Source organism: Microbacterium sp. MYb72 (genome assembly GCF_002979415.1).
GTDB lineage: Bacteria > Actinomycetota > Actinomycetes > Actinomycetales > Microbacteriaceae > Microbacterium > Microbacterium natoriense.
Genome location: NZ_PCOT01000008.1, coordinates 1 through 14,260 on the forward strand (window position 1 = coordinate 1; position 14,260 = coordinate 14,260).

General features: G+C 65.5%; 13 protein-coding genes. 7 read left to right on the plus strand and 6 right to left on the minus strand.

Annotation, left to right across the window (positions count from 1 at the left end; all coding sequences use genetic code 11):
- Nucleotides 1-578: 578 nt before the first annotated feature.
- Genes rsmG through rpmH form a run of 6 tightly spaced genes read right to left on the minus strand, consistent with a single transcriptional unit; the run spans nt 579 to nt 3,637 of the window.
- Complete coding sequence (gene rsmG, locus CQ047_RS06040) at nt 579-1,202, minus strand: 16S rRNA (guanine(527)-N(7))-methyltransferase RsmG (protein WP_105673389.1); 624 nt, start codon at nt 1,200-1,202, stop codon at nt 579-581.
- Nucleotides 1,203-1,230: 28 nt separating this feature from the next.
- Nucleotides 1,231-1,722 carry a R3H domain-containing nucleic acid-binding protein gene (locus CQ047_RS06045; protein WP_105673390.1) on the minus strand — a complete coding sequence of 164 codons (492 nt, stop codon included), beginning with the start codon at nt 1,720-1,722 and terminating at the stop codon, nt 1,231-1,233.
- Nucleotides 1,719-2,798 carry a membrane protein insertase YidC gene (yidC, locus tag CQ047_RS06050; RefSeq protein WP_105673391.1) on the minus strand — a complete coding sequence of 360 codons (1,080 nt, stop codon included), beginning with the start codon at nt 2,796-2,798 and terminating at the stop codon, nt 1,719-1,721. Before yidC ends, CQ047_RS06045 begins: the two co-directional genes overlap by 4 nt.
- Nucleotides 2,799-2,801: 3 nt before the next feature.
- A complete protein-coding gene (yidD, locus tag CQ047_RS06055; protein WP_105673392.1) occupies nt 2,802-3,152 on the minus strand; it encodes a membrane protein insertion efficiency factor YidD in 351 nt (116 codons plus the stop codon).
- Complete coding sequence (gene rnpA, locus CQ047_RS06060) at nt 3,149-3,493, minus strand: ribonuclease P protein component (protein ID WP_105673393.1); 345 nt, start codon at nt 3,491-3,493, stop codon at nt 3,149-3,151. The genes yidD and rnpA overlap by 4 nt, the downstream gene beginning before the upstream one ends.
- A 6-nt stretch (nt 3,494-3,499) precedes the next feature.
- Entirely contained in the window at nt 3,500-3,637 is a 138-nt protein-coding gene (rpmH, locus tag CQ047_RS06065; protein WP_045257399.1) for a 50S ribosomal protein L34, read from the minus strand.
- A gap of 441 nt (nt 3,638-4,078) precedes the next feature.
- Here rpmH and dnaA point away from each other — a divergent pair, with 441 nt between their 5' ends.
- The 7 genes from dnaA to CQ047_RS06100 all read left to right on the plus strand — a co-directional run bounded on the left by dnaA (nt 4,079) and on the right by CQ047_RS06100 (nt 14,214).
- The gene (gene dnaA / locus CQ047_RS06070; protein ID WP_374954052.1) at nt 4,079-5,347 is read left to right on the plus strand and encodes a chromosomal replication initiator protein DnaA; all 1,269 of its coding nucleotides are present in this window, start codon (nt 4,079-4,081) and stop codon (nt 5,345-5,347) included.
- Between the two features lie 538 nt (nt 5,348-5,885).
- Nucleotides 5,886-7,028: a DNA polymerase III subunit beta gene (gene dnaN, locus CQ047_RS06075; protein WP_105673395.1), complete on the plus strand. Its 1,143-nt coding sequence runs from the start codon at nt 5,886-5,888 to the stop codon at nt 7,026-7,028.
- 218 nt (nt 7,029-7,246) lie between these two features.
- Nucleotides 7,247-8,410 carry a DNA replication/repair protein RecF gene (gene recF, locus CQ047_RS06080; RefSeq protein WP_105673396.1) on the plus strand — a complete coding sequence of 388 codons (1,164 nt, stop codon included), beginning with the start codon at nt 7,247-7,249 and terminating at the stop codon, nt 8,408-8,410.
- Entirely contained in the window at nt 8,403-8,900 is a 498-nt protein-coding gene (locus CQ047_RS06085; RefSeq protein WP_105673397.1) for a DUF721 domain-containing protein, read from the plus strand. Before recF ends, CQ047_RS06085 begins: the two co-directional genes overlap by 8 nt.
- Before the next feature lie 119 nt (nt 8,901-9,019).
- Nucleotides 9,020-11,095, plus strand: coding sequence for a DNA topoisomerase (ATP-hydrolyzing) subunit B (gene gyrB, locus CQ047_RS06090; RefSeq protein WP_105673398.1), 2,076 nt, complete (start codon nt 9,020-9,022; stop codon nt 11,093-11,095).
- Nucleotides 11,096-11,266: 171 nt separating this feature from the next.
- Nucleotides 11,267-13,813 (plus strand): DNA gyrase subunit A, encoded by a 2,547-nt coding sequence (gene gyrA, locus CQ047_RS06095; protein ID WP_105673399.1) that lies wholly within the window; start codon nt 11,267-11,269, stop codon nt 13,811-13,813.
- Nucleotides 13,810-14,214: a DUF3566 domain-containing protein gene (locus CQ047_RS06100; RefSeq protein ID WP_105673400.1), complete on the plus strand. Its 405-nt coding sequence runs from the start codon at nt 13,810-13,812 to the stop codon at nt 14,212-14,214. Before gyrA ends, CQ047_RS06100 begins: the two co-directional genes overlap by 4 nt.
- Nucleotides 14,215-14,260: the final 46 nt, after the last annotated feature.

A 14,260-nucleotide genomic window follows, 5' to 3' on the forward strand; every position in this document is an offset into this window, starting at 1 on the left:
CGCTGCCTGGCTTCCGTCCAGTCGGCGCGGTGTGGCTCACGGACATATGTCGCGCTCGGAGTGTTTCACGTGAAACATCTAGGGGTATCCCCCCCACACCACGGAGGCCTCTTCCGCACCGCGGGGACCACTTCCTCGAGCAACGCGGAGCAATCTGTCCCGGGAGCATCACCCGAAACCAAGACTCGTGCGTCAGGACCGGCGCTATCCGCCGAGCGCGCGAGTCCCAGTGACAGCGATCTCCGGTGTCAACATCTCAGGGCGCAGCTCACGTCGAACCGCAGCGAGAATGTTCCGGAAGACGTATTCCTGGGAAGATTCACACCGACGCAAGAGCTGCCCCAGCTCAGCGGCCCACAGCGCAACGGGGACGCGCAGCCATCCATCGCACTCGAACGCAGCGCGAAGTGACCGTCGCGAGCTTCGAAAGACGATGCCGACTCGCCCTGTCCCGGTATCCATCGCAAGTACCTAGGCAGTCAAAGCACGTGAAGAGCAGGCGCAGTCCGCGGTTCCGCCACCGACAAGAACCGCAGCTCTCATCCACATCGATGTTTCACGTGAAACACCAACCCTGGTCAGCGGACGCGAGCTCGAACGACTCGGGTGGTCTCGGTGAGAACGCCCTCACCGAGGACCTCAACGCGTACATCTGCGAGGCGGAACTTCTTGATCTGCTTCTGCGCCGCGTCGATCTCGTTCGCGGCGTTGAGCCCCTTGAGGAGAGTGAGCTCTCCTCCGTCACGCACCAGGGGTGCAGTCAGCGGGATCAACGTTCGCAACGCGCTGACCGCGCGGGCGGTGACGACGTCGAAACCCTCTGGGCGGCGCACGTCCTCGGCGCGAGCGCGGAGCACCTCCACGTTCGAGAGGCCCAATGACGACACCTGCTCGTTGAGCCAGGTCACGCGACGCTCCATCGGCTCGATGAGCGTCCACTGCACATCCGGACGGGCGATCGCGAGAACCACACCGGGCAGGCCGGCGCCGGATCCGATGTCCGCAACCGAACCGTGGAACAACGGAGCGGCGATCACACTGTTGAGAATGTGCCTGGTCCAGAGGCGGGGGAGCTCGAGTGGACCGATCAGGCCCCGCTCCTCTCCCTCACGCACAAGGGCATCGGTGAAGGAACGGGCCACATCGATGCGATCGCCGAACAGCTCGGCCGCGATCGCGGGCTCGACCTCGACGTCTCTCATGACTGGACTCGCAGAATCACGTGAGGTCTCAGCGACGACGCAGTACGGTGTGGCGATCCGCGCCCTCACCGTACGACTCCGAGACAAGGCCCTGATCAGCGGCAATATCGTGGACGAGCTTGCGCTCGTAGCTGGACATCGCCGGCAGGGAGGCCTGTGATGCCCCATCGTCCAGCTTGGCGGCGGCGGCATTCACGAGCGTCTCGAGCTGACGACGACGCGTGTCGCGCGAACCGCCGATGTCGAGGATGAGGCGCGAGAATGCACCGGTCTTGTTCTGCACGGCCAGGCGAGTCAGCTCCTGTAGAGCCTGCACGGTGTCGGGTGCCGAGAGCAGCGACAGTCCATCGCCCTCCGCCTCGACCGACACATAGGCGCGGCCCTGACGAACGTCGAGGTTCAGATCACCGTCGATGTCGGCGATGTCCAACAGCTCCTCGAGGTAGTCGGCAGCGACGTCGCCCTCGTTCTCCAGCTGAGCGACGGTCGGCTCGACCGCCTCGGTCAGGTTCTCGCTCATGCGCCGGATCCCTTCTTCTTCGCACGCTTCTTGCCCACGGGCTGCTGCCTCTTCGGGGCCTCGGCCTTGGCCTTCTCGACCTCTTCGACGAGACGCTGCTGCTCCGCCTCGAACACTGCCATGGGAACGACCTTGCCGGAGGAGTCGATCGCCTTGCCCTTGCGGGCCAGTCGCTCCTCGCGGGCCTTCGCCGCTTCAGAACCGGGCGTCGGCATCTCACGGATGACCAGGAACTGCTGACCCATCGTCCACAGGTTCGAGATGAACCAGTACACGACGACGCCGAGCGGGAAGAAGACACCCGAGAAGATGAAGCCCAGCGGCAGGATGTAGAGCATGATCTTCTGCATCTGGTACGCCTGGCCGGTCTTGGCCTCGGGCGACAGGTTCTTCGAGATGATCTGCAGCTGAGTGAAGAACTGCGAGCCGATCATGAGCACGACGAGCGTGACCAGGATGATGATCGCCGTGGTGTTCTGCTTCTCCCACGCGTTGCCGAGAGTCTCGTGCAGAGACGCGACGCCGAAGAGCTTGGCGTCGTAGAACTCCTTCGTCAGCTCCGGGCTGAGGAGACCGACACCACCCAGACCGGCCTCGGCGTGCTTCTTGACGTCGCTCAGCACCGAGTACAGCGAGAAGAACACCGGCATCTGCACGAGGAGCGGAAGACAGCTCGACATCGGCGTCGTGCCGTGCTTCTTGTACAGGGCCATGGTCTCGCGGCTCATCGCCTCGCGGCTGAGCTGGTCCTTCTTGCCGCGATACTTCTCCTGCACTTTTCGCAGTTCAGGAGCGATTTCCATCATCTTTCGCTGGCTCTTGATCTGCTTCACGAAGAGCGGGATCAGAGCAGCGCGGACGACGATCACGAGTCCGACGATCGACAGCACCCAGGTCAGACCGGATGCCGCGGGGAGTCCGACGGTCGTGAGGAGCCAGTGCCAGGCGACGAGCACGAGCTCGACGAGCCACTTCAGCGGCCAGAGGATCGTGCCGAGCAGGTCGAAGCCGCCGGACGCAGCTCCTGACGGAGACGGCGACGGCGTGGCCGCAGCGAGCAGGAGGTCAAGACCCACTGTTCAGTCCTTTCGGGCAGGGACGACGAAACCGTGTGAAGTCAGGTCGTAGCGGAAGTGTTCATGCGGACGAACGTCGTCGACGCCGCCGCGAGTCCAGGGATTGCAGCGGAGGATGCGCCATGCCGAGAGCAGCGTTCCCCGCGCGGCGCCGTGCTGTTGCACCGCACCTACAGCGTAGGCGGAACAGGAGGGGTAGTACGCGCACACGTCGCCGTACATCGGTGAGATCACCCTGCGGTATCCGGTGAGGAACCCGAGCACGAGGTTCCGAGGGATCAACGGGATGCCGCGGATCAGGTCATGCGCATCGAAGTGCGCCGATCCGATCGACGAGGCGGGAAGCGCGCTCATGCCGTCACCCGGTTCAGGCGTCCGAGACAGCGGTTCACTTCGGTGCTGAGCTCCGCGTAGCTCGCCGTCGCGGATGCAGGAAGGGCACGGATGACGACATCCGTGCCCTCTGGAACCAGCGGCAGGGCCTCAGCGCAGACTGCTTTGAGTCTGCGCCGGACGGTGTTGCGCACCACGGCGCCACCCACCTGCTTGCTGATGATGAATCCGAACCTCGCGGCTCTGCTCTCGCCCGTCGACAACATGGACGTCACGACGCGGGACCCGCCACAACGGGATCCGCGTCGAACGACCAGTCGATAGTCGCTCCCGCGGGTCAACCGAAAGGGGCGGGCGAGCACAGCGGGTTACGCGGAGAGCTCGACGCGGCCCTTCCCGCGGCGAGCCGACAGGATCGCGCGGCCGGCACGGGTGCGCATGCGGGCACGGAAACCGTGCTTCTTGGCGCGGCGGCGGTTGTTGGGCTGGAAGGTGCGCTTGCTCATGGGATCACTCCGGGAATGCTGTCACCGGAACCATTTCGACCGGAGACATAGGGAACTGCCGTTCAGGCATAAGTCAACCGACTAAGGGTACGTCTTGACGGCGCGCAGAGCAAATCTGCGCGCTCAGAGGCCAAGGTGCGACCACGATCCGCACAGCTATTATCCACAACCTGTGCGTCCTCGCGAGACGCAACACGCCCGCGGATTTTCAAGGGCAGGTTGCCGTTCTCAGCCCAGGTGACTACCGTGGCATCCGAAGTTATCCACAGGGGGGACGCGATTCCGAGCATCCCTCCTCGATCCCCTGCCCGGAGCGTCATGTCCTCACCTGCCCAGCCCGACGTTCCGATCTGGACCACGGTGCAGGATCTGCTGGAGGCGGACGACCGGGTCACGCCGCAGCTGCAGGGATTCCTCAGCCTCGCCGTGCCGGCGGGCGTCATGGCCGCGACCCTCTATCTCGAGGTGCCCAACGACCTCACCGCCGCCCAGATCAACAAGCGGCTGCGGCTGCCGATCATGGAAGCCCTCGCCCATGTCGGCGAGGACGTCACCTCGTATCGCGTCGTGGTGAACCATGAGCTCGCCGAGCAGCCGACGGCACCCATCGCGGTCCCCGACTACGGGCGTCAGGAGTCTCAGCGCCCTGAGTCGCCGATGGAGCAGCCCACCCCGCTCCGCCACGAATCGCGCCTGAACCCGAAGTACACCTTCGACAACTTCGTGATCGGCCAGTCCAACCGCTTCGCCCATGCCGCAGCGGTCGCTGTCGCGGAGGCTCCGGCCAAGGCCTACAACCCGCTCTTCATCTATGGGGACTCCGGGCTCGGCAAGACCCACCTCCTCCACGCGATCGGCGACTACGCGCAGTCCCTCTACGCCGGGGTGAAGGTGAGATACGTCTCCAGCGAGGAGTTCACGAACGACTTCATCAACTCGATCGCGAACAACCGCGGAGCCGCGTTCCAGGCGCGCTACCGCGAGGTCGACATCCTCCTCATCGACGACATCCAGTTCCTGCAGGGTCGCGCCGAGACCCAGGAGGCGTTCTTCCACACCTTCAACACGCTGCACGACCACAACAAGCAGGTCGTGATCACCAGCGATGTGGCGCCCAAGCTCCTCACGGGCTTCGAGGACCGGATGCGGAGCCGCTTCGAGTGGGGTCTCATCACCGACGTGCAGGCCCCCGACCTGGAGACGCGCATCGCGATCCTGCGCAAGAAGGCGCAGAGCGAGTCCCTCCACATCCCCGACGAGGTCCTCGAGTACATCGCGACCGTCGTCTCCTCCAACATCCGCGAGCTGGAGGGCGCACTCATCCGCGTCTCGGCGTTCGCGAGCCTCAACCGCTCGGCGCTCGACATCTCCCTCGCCCAGACCGTGCTGCGCGACATCGTGGACACGGCGGAGGACAACGTCATCTCGCCGACCGACATCATCACGGCCACCGCGCAGTACTTCAAGCTCACCGTCGATGACCTCTACGGGTCGAGTCGATCGCAGCAGATCGCGACCGCACGGCAGATCGCCATGTATCTGTGCCGTGAGCGCACGAGCCTCTCGCTCCCGAAGATCGGGCAGCTGTTCGGCAACCGCGACCACACCACCGTCATGTACGCGTACAAGAAGATCAGCGAGCTCATGAAGGAGCGGCGCTCGATCTACAACCAGGTGACGGAGATCACCACGCAGCTCGGCCGCCGCTGACGGCCTCGACACACGTCTTCCGACGAAAAGGGGGACACGGCATCCGTTCGGACGCTGTGTCCCCCTTTTTGCCGACTTGACAGCCCTCTGAGCGATCGGATATCACGTTTTCACACATGTGGATAACTTGTGGATGAATCGTGTTTCGGTCGGGACGGATGTGGGGTTAACGGGAGAACCTGTGGATAACTACGGGAGTGTCCACAGGTCGACGGATGCTGCGAACCCGCGGATTCCTCAGGGATTCCACAAGTGACAAGCGTGTAGTTCCTTACTCGCGACTGCTTTCCACCGAGTTATCCACAGTATCCACAGCTGTTAACACCGTTAAGGAGTTAACCCGTCTTAAGCGCGATCCGATCACCAGACGGTGCGGAGAAGCCGCGGCGGCCCTTCGAATCACAAGTCGTAGGGAAGTGTTCGACTGTGGGGCTAGCATGGGAAGCCCTGCACCGGCAGGAGCGATCACGTCTTGTCATTCGACGACGATGTGGCTGTCAAGAACGACCGAGTCATCAAGAAACGACGAGGAGCACCCGTGAGGTTTCAGGTCAACCGCGATGTCTTCAGCGAGGCTGTCTCCTTCGTGGTCAAGCTGCTCCCGCAGCGCAACCCTCAGCCGATCCTCGCCGGTGTGCTGATCGAAGCCGACGGATCCGGTCTCACGCTCTCGGCGTTCGACTACGAAGCATCCGCCCGCACCACGATCGAGGCCACCGTCGACACGCCTGGCACGATCCTCGTGCACGGCCGACTGCTCTCCGACATCGCCAGCCGTCTCCCGAACGCGCCGATCGAGATCGCCGTCGAGGACGACGGCGGGATCACCGTCAGCTGCGGTTCCGCACGATTCACCCTCGCGGCCATGCCCGTCGAGGAGTACCCGTCGATCCCGGAAGTCTCCGGTTCCTCCGGTGTCGTGCCGGCCGACGACTTCGGCACCGCGATCTCGCAGGTCGGCTTCGCGGCATCCCGCGACGATGTCACCCCCGTCCTCACCGGTGTGCAGCTCGAGGTCTCGGGCCAGAGCCTCAGCCTCGTGGCCACCGACCGGTACCGCGTCTCCCTCCGCGACGTCCCGTGGGACGGAGCCGAGGTCGAGAGCACTGCGCTCGTCCCTGCTCGCACGCTCGTCGAGGTCGGCAAGACCTTCGGTCACGCCGGCACGATCCAGGTCGCGTTCTCCGGAGCGGGCGACCGCGAGATCATCGCCTTCACCGCGGGCAACAAGACCGTCACGTCGCTGCTGATCAAGGGCAACTTCCCGCCGGTCCGCCGCCTCTTCCCCGAGCAGACCGACCACTACGCCGTCGTCAACACCGCCGACCTCATCGAGGCCGTTCGTCGTGTGTCGCTCGTGCTCGATCGTGCCGCTCCGCTGCGCTTCACCTTCTCGAGCGAGAGCGTGACGATGGACGCGTCCGGCAGCGAGCACGCCAGGGCATCGGAGTCGGTCGACGCGATCCTGCACGGTGGCGACGAGGTCACCCTCGGGCTCAACCCGCAGTACCTCATCGAGGCGCTCGGCGCGGTGAAGAGCGAGTTCGTGCGGGTCACGTTCACGTCCAGCGACAACGCGAACAAGCTGAGCCCGGTGCTCATCACCAGCCAGACCTCGGTCGACCAGGCCGGACTCGACTCGTTCAAGTACCTGCTCCAGCCGAACCTCCTCCTGCGCTGATCCGCAGCGGCATCACGCCTCGCCGAACGCTCGGATCAGGCGTCCTCAGGATCGTTCCTGACGACGGTTTTCCGGTCCCCGCGTGGCGGGCCCGGCCGAGAAGGCCGAAGATCACCTCTCAGACGGATCCTCCGCCACCCCGCGGAACCGTCCAGGGGCTCAACCGGGTGGACAGCAGGCCGAGATCGACTGTCGGACCCGAAAGGTAGGCTGACTCCGTGATTGTGGAGCACCTGAGTCTGGTCGATTTCCGCAATTACGCGACCGCAGAACTCACCCTCCACCGCGGACCGAACGTGCTCGTCGGCCGCAACGGACAGGGCAAGACGAATCTGGCCGAAGCGGTCGTGTTCCTGGCCACGCTCGGTTCGCATCGGGTGTCGTCGGATGCGCCGATGGTGCGCGACGGCCAGGAGTTCGCGATCATCCGCGCCCGGCTCTCCCACGGAGAGCGCAAGGTCCTCGCCGAGGTCCAGCTGAACAGGCAGGGATCCAACAAGGCGCGCATCAACGGGTCGCCCTCGAAGACCAGCGAGCTGCCGCGGTACGCCCACGTGGTCCTGTTCGCTCCGGAGGATCTGCAGATCGTCCGCGGCGACCCCTCGTCGCGTCGACGATTCGCCGATCAGCTCCTCATCCAGCGCACACCCCGCATGTCCGCAGTGCTCGCCGACTACGACCGCGTGCTCAAGCAGCGCACCGCACTGCTGAAATCGGCGCGGGCCCGTGGCATCCGCGGGGAGGCCCTCACGACCCTGGACGTCTGGGACGACAAGCTGGTCTCCCTCGGTTCGGAGATCATCGTCGCGCGCCAGCGGCTCGCGACCGATCTGCAGCAGCCCGTGGCCGATGCGTATGCGGCGATCGCCGGCGCCGACCACCGTCCCCAGCTGGAATGGGCGCTCTCCGTGCGTGGAGGCGACCCCGAAGACGGGCAGGATGATGCCGTCACGGAGACCACTGGCGATATATCGGAGATGTTCCGCGCGTCACTCGCGGCCAAGCGCACGCAGGAGCTCGATCGCGGACTCACCCTGACCGGACCGCATCGCGACGACCTCGTCCTCCGCGTCCGCGACCTTCCCGTCAAGGGCTACGCCTCGCACGGAGAGTCCTGGTCGGTCGCCCTCGCCCTGCGTCTCGCCTCGGCCGAGCTGCTCCGCAACGAATCGCCCGCCGGGGACCCCGTGCTGATCCTCGACGACGTGTTCGCCGAACTCGACGCCGATCGGCGTCAGCGGCTGGCCTCCCTCACGTCCGGCTACGAGCAGGTGGTGGTCACCGCGGCCGTGGAGGAGGATATCCCCGAGGTGCTGCACGCGCACGTGGTGCGCATCACCGCAGGGACCATCAGCGACGAGCGGGAGGAGAGCCATGACTGACATCGCCGCGGCATCCGACACTCCGGAGACCGTCGCCACCTACCTGCGGCTGCGGGGCCTCAAGCCCAGCTCGAAGAACTGGAAGCGCAAGCGGCGCATCGCGGACGACGACGAGAACGCGCCGTTCACGCCGGGTCGCGACCCCGGTTCGCTCGGCGCGGTGCTCGACAAGCTCACCCGTGACTCCGGCTGGCAGACGACCCTGGCCCGTGAGGACCTGGTGCTGCAGTGGGCCGAGCTCGCCGGTTCCGACACGGCCAAGCACTCCGAGCCGGTGTCTCTCGAGCGCGGGCTCCTCACCGTGAAGTGCGACTCGACGGCGTGGGCGAAGAACCTCCAGTACATGCGGGCGACCATCCTGACCGAGATCGGCAGGAGGTACCCGGATGCCGGCGTCCAGAACCTCCGCTTCATCGGACCGGACGTCCCCTCTTGGAAATGGGGTCCCAGAGCCGTTCCAGGGCGGGGTCCTCGCGATACCTACGGGTAGGGGACCAGATATGGGGTCCGAATCGCTCAGAAGGGCACACACGGCGTTCTAGCGCACATATCGAGACGAAAACCCCTTAGAATGGGAGTTCGTAATATCGATGTGGAGAATGCCCTCTGATGACGCCTGAATCCCCTGCTGACGAGACGGAATCGACCAACGGGGGAACCCCCGAGAACGAGGGCACCACTGCACCCGCACCCAAGGCGCAGCAGCCCGGTGAGTACGGCGCGGACTCGATCCAGATCCTCGAGGGTCTCGAGGCGGTCCGCAAGCGCCCCGGTATGTACATCGGCTCCACGGGTCCGCGTGGTCTGCATCACCTGGTGTACGAGATCGTCGACAACTCCGTCGACGAGGCGCTGGCCGGGTACGCCGACACGATCTTCGTGACGCTGCTGGGCGACGGCGGAGTCCGCGTCGTCGACAACGGCCGCGGCATCCCCGTCGACCCGCACTCCTCCGACCCGTCGAAGTCGACCGTCGAGGTCGTCCTCACGATCCTGCACGCCGGCGGAAAGTTCGGCGGCGGCGCCTATGCCGTCTCCGGCGGTCTGCACGGCGTCGGCTCCTCGGTGGTGAACGCGCTCTCCACGCGCTTCGACGTCGAGGTCAAGCAGAAGGGCTTCGCCTGGCGCCACAGCTTCGCGAACGGCGGCGTGCCGCAGCAGCAGCTCGAGAAGGGCGAGGCGACAGACGAGACCGGAACGAGCATCACGTTCTGGCCGGATGCCGAGATCTTCCAGGAGACGGTCGACTTCGACTACGACACGCTCCGGACCCGCTTCCAGCAGATGGCGTTCCTGAACAAGGGACTCCGCATCGAGCTGAGCGATGAGCGTCCCGACTCCGCGTACGAGACGGAGGAGGACGGGCAGGCCGTCACGAAGCAGCCGAACGACGTGTTCTTCTACGAGCGCGGACTCGTCGACTACGTGGAGTACCTGAACCGGGTGCGTCACGCCGAGGTCGTCAACGACGAGATCATCGCCTTCGAGTCGGAGGACACCGAGCGCAAGATCTCCCTCGAGGTCGCGATGCAGTGGACCACCTCGTACACCGAGAACGTGTTCACCTACGCGAACACGATCAACACCCACGAGGGCGGCACGCACGAGGAGGGCTTCCGTGCGGCGCTGACCACCCTCGTGAACAAGTACGCCAGGGCGAACAACATCATCAAGGAGAAGGACGACAACCTCTCCGGAGATGACGTCCGCGAGGGGCTGACCGCGGTCATCTCGATCAAGCTCGGCGAACCGCAGTTCGAGGGACAGACCAAGACCAAGCTCGGAAACACCGAGGCGAAGGCCTTCGTGCAGAAGGTCGTGGGCGACCAGCTCGGCGACTGGTTCGAACGCAACCCGAACCAGGCGAAGAACGTCATCCGCAAGGCCATCGACGCCGCGACCGCTCGTCTCGCCGCCCGCAAGGCGCGTGAGACGGCCCGTCGCAAGAGCGTCTTCGAGTCGGCCGCGATGCCCGACAAGCTCAAGGACTGCACGAGCAAGGACCCGTCGATCAGCGAGATCTTCCTCGTCGAGGGTGACTCCGCAGGCGGTTCTGCCGTGCAGGGTCGCGACCCGCACACCCAGGCGATCCTGGCGCTGCGCGGCAAGATCCTCAACGTCGAGCGCGCGCGTCTCGACAAGGCCCTGGGCAACAAGGAAGTCCAGGCGATGATCCAGGCCTTCGGCACGGGCATCGGCGAGGAGTTCGACATCGAGAAGGCGCGGTATCACAAGATCGTGCTGATGGCGGATGCCGACGTCGACGGCCAGCACATCACGACGCTGCTGCTGACGCTGCTGTTCCGCTACATGCGCGGACTCATCGAGGCGGGCTTCGTGTACCTCGCGATGCCGCCGCTGTACCGCCTGAAGTGGTCGAACTCGGCTCACGAGTACGTCTTCAGCGACGCCGAGCGCGACGCCCTGCTCAAGCACGGCCTCGACAACGGCAAGCGCATCCCGAAGGATGCCGGCATCCAGCGCTACAAGGGTCTCGGCGAGATGAACCCGAAGGAGCTGTGGGAGACCACGATGGATCACTCCACGCGTACGCTCCAGCAGATCACCATCGAGGATGCCGCGGCGGCCGACGAGATCTTCAGCGTGCTGATGGGTGAGGACGTCGAGTCCCGACGCAGCTTCATCCAGCGCAACGCCAAGGACGTCCGCTTCCTCGACATCTGATCCCTACATACACAAACACGCGAATCGGAGGCTACCGCCACGCATGACGTGAGGACGCAGGGATGCCGCGGAGCGAGCATCGGGAGGGGCCCGCGAAGCGGGAGGGTCCCCGCTCTGCGAGCGAAGCGGCATCCCGGAGTCCGGTAGCCACAAAAGAATCGAACGAGAACCATGACTGACGACATCCGCCCCGAGCCGGAACACGAACACGGCAAGATCGACCAGGTCGACCTGCAGTCGGAGATGCAGCGCAGCTACCTCGACTACGCGATGGCCGTGATCGTCGGCCGCGCGCTCCCCGACGTGCGCGACGGCCTCAAGCCCGTGCACCGCCGCGTGATCTACGGCATGTACGACGGCGGATTCCGCCCCGACAAGTCGTTCTCGAAGTGCGCGCGCGTCGTCGGCGAGGTCATGGGTCAGTACCACCCGCACGGCGACTCGGCGATCTACGACGCCCTCGTCCGTCTGGTGCAGCCGTGGTCGCTGCGGTATCCGCTGGCCCTCGGCCAGGGCAACTTCGGCTCCCCCGGCAACATGGGCGCCGCAGCCCCTCGGTACACCGAGACCAAGATGGCCCCGCTCGCGCTCGAGATGGTGCGCGACATCGAAGAGGACACGGTCGACTTCACCGACAACTACGACGGTCAGACCCAGGAGCCGACGGTCCTCCCCGCCCGCTTCCCGAACCTGCTCGTCAACGGTTCGGTCGGCATCGCGGTCGGCATGGCGACCAACATCCCGCCGCACAACCTCCGCGAGGTCTCGGCCGCCGCTCTCTGGGCGCTGGACAACCCCGGCATCTCCCGTGAGGAGCTCCTCGAGGGACTGATCCAGCGCATCCCCGGTCCTGACTTCCCGACCGGCGCGCAGATCCTCGGCACCAAGGGCGTCCACGAGGCGTACCGCACCGGCCGCGGCTCGATCACGATGCGCGCCGTCGTCAACGTCGAGGAGATCCAGGGTCGTACCTGCCTCGTCATCACCGAGCTCCCGTACCAGGTCAACCCTGACAACGTCGCGGTGAAGATCGGCGATCTCGCCCGTGACGGCAAGATCACCGGCATCGCCGACATCCGCGACGAGTCCTCCGACCGCACGGGTCAGCGTCTCGTCGTCGTCCTCAAGCGGGATGCCGTCGCCAAGGTCGTGCTGAACAACCTCTACAAGCACACGCAGCTGCAGGAGAACTTCGGCGCGAACATGCTCGCGATCGTCGACGGGGTGCCGCGCACCCTCGCGATCGACGGGTTCGTGACGAACTGGATCACCCACCAGCTCGAGGTCATCGTCCGTCGCACCCGCTTCCGCCTGGCCAAGGCCGAGGCGCGCATGCACATCCTGCGTGCGTACCTGAAGGCGCTCGACGCGCTCGACGAGGTCATCGCGCTCATCCGCCGCTCGCCCACGGTCGACGAGGCGCGCAGCGGACTGAAGGCGCTGCTCGACATCGATGACGACCAGGCCGACGCCATCCTGTCGATGCAGCTCCGCCGCCTCGCGGCCCTCGAACGTCAGAAGATCCTCGACGAGGCCGCCGAGCTCGAGGTGCAGATCGCCGAGTACAACGCGATCCTCGCCGACGAGGCGCTGCAGCGCGACATCATCCGCGAGGAGCTCACCGGCATCGTCGACCGCTTCGGCGATGACCGCCGGACGCACATCCTGCACGGCTTCGACGGCGACGTCTCGATGGAAGACCTCATCGCCGAGGAGGAGATGGTCGTCACCGTCACCCGTGACGGCTACATCAAGCGCACGCGCAGCGACAACTACCGTTCGCAGCACCGCGGCGGCAAGGGCATCAAGGGCGCCCAGCTGCGGGCGGATGACATCGTCGAGCACTTCTTCGTGACGACGACGCACCACTGGCTGCTGTTCTTCACCGACAAGGGTCGCGTCTACCGCTCCAAGACCTACGAGGTGCCGGAGTCGGGGCGCGACGCGAAGGGCACGCACGTCGCGAACCTGCTCGCGCTGCAGCCGGGCGAGAAGATCGCGCAGATCCTCGACATCCGCGACTACGAGGTCGCCGAGTACCTGGTGCTCGCGACGCGCAACGGCCTGGTCAAGAAGACGAGCCTGTCGAGCTACGACACCAACCGTCAGGGCGGGGTCATCGCGATCCGTCTGAACGATGACGACGAGCTGGTCTCGGCGCTCATGGTGAACGCCGAGGACGACATCCTGCTGATCAGTCGCAAGGGCATGTCGGTCCGCTTCAGCGCGACCGATGAGGCGCTCCGTCCGATGGGCCGAGCGACCGCCGGCGTCAAGGGAATGAAGTTCCGCGGCGGCGACAGCCTGCTCTCGGCATCCGTCGCCGCCCCCGGCCAGTACGTGTTCGTGGTCACCGACGGCGGCTACGCGAAGCGCACCGCGATCGACGAGTACCGGGTCCAGGGACGTGGCGGATTCGGCATCAAGGTCGCCAAGCTGAACGACGATCGGGGCACTCTCGCGGGTGGTCTGATGGTCGCGGAGGACGACGAGGTCTTGGTGGTTCTGTCCAGCGGCAAGGTGGTACGCTCTGCCGTGGCCGAGGTCCCCGCAAAGGGCCGCGACACCATGGGAGTGGTGTTCGCACGGACCACGGACGCAGACCGCATCCTCGCGATCGCCCGCAACGGCGAACGAGGACTCGGCGAGGACGAGGCCGAGACGGATGCCGACCCCGCGGCTCCCGAGACGACAGACACCCCTGAGGAAAACGCATGAGCACAGTAGCCGACAAGCTGGCGAAGAAGTCCACGCGCAAGACCAGCGGCAAGCAGGTCCGCCTGCGCCTGGTCTACATCGACTTCTGGTCGGCCGTGAAGCTCTCCTTCCTGGCGGCCGTCGCGCTCGCGATCGTCACCATGGTGTCGTTCTTCCTGATCTACATGGTGCTGCAGGCCACCAACGTCCTCGCTCAGGTCGACGGCTTCGTCTCCAGCTTCACCGACAACAGCGTCCGTCTGTCGGAGGTCGCCGGCCTCCCGCAGGTCATGGCCTTCGCCGCGGTCGTGTCGATCCTCAATCTGATCGTCGTGACTGTGCTCGGCGCCGTCGTCGCCGGCATCTACAACCTGGCGGTCAAGGTCACGGGCGGACTGCTCGTCGGCTTCATGTCGAACTGATCTTCACAGAGAACGAAGGGCGGATGCTGCGGCATCCGCCCTTCGT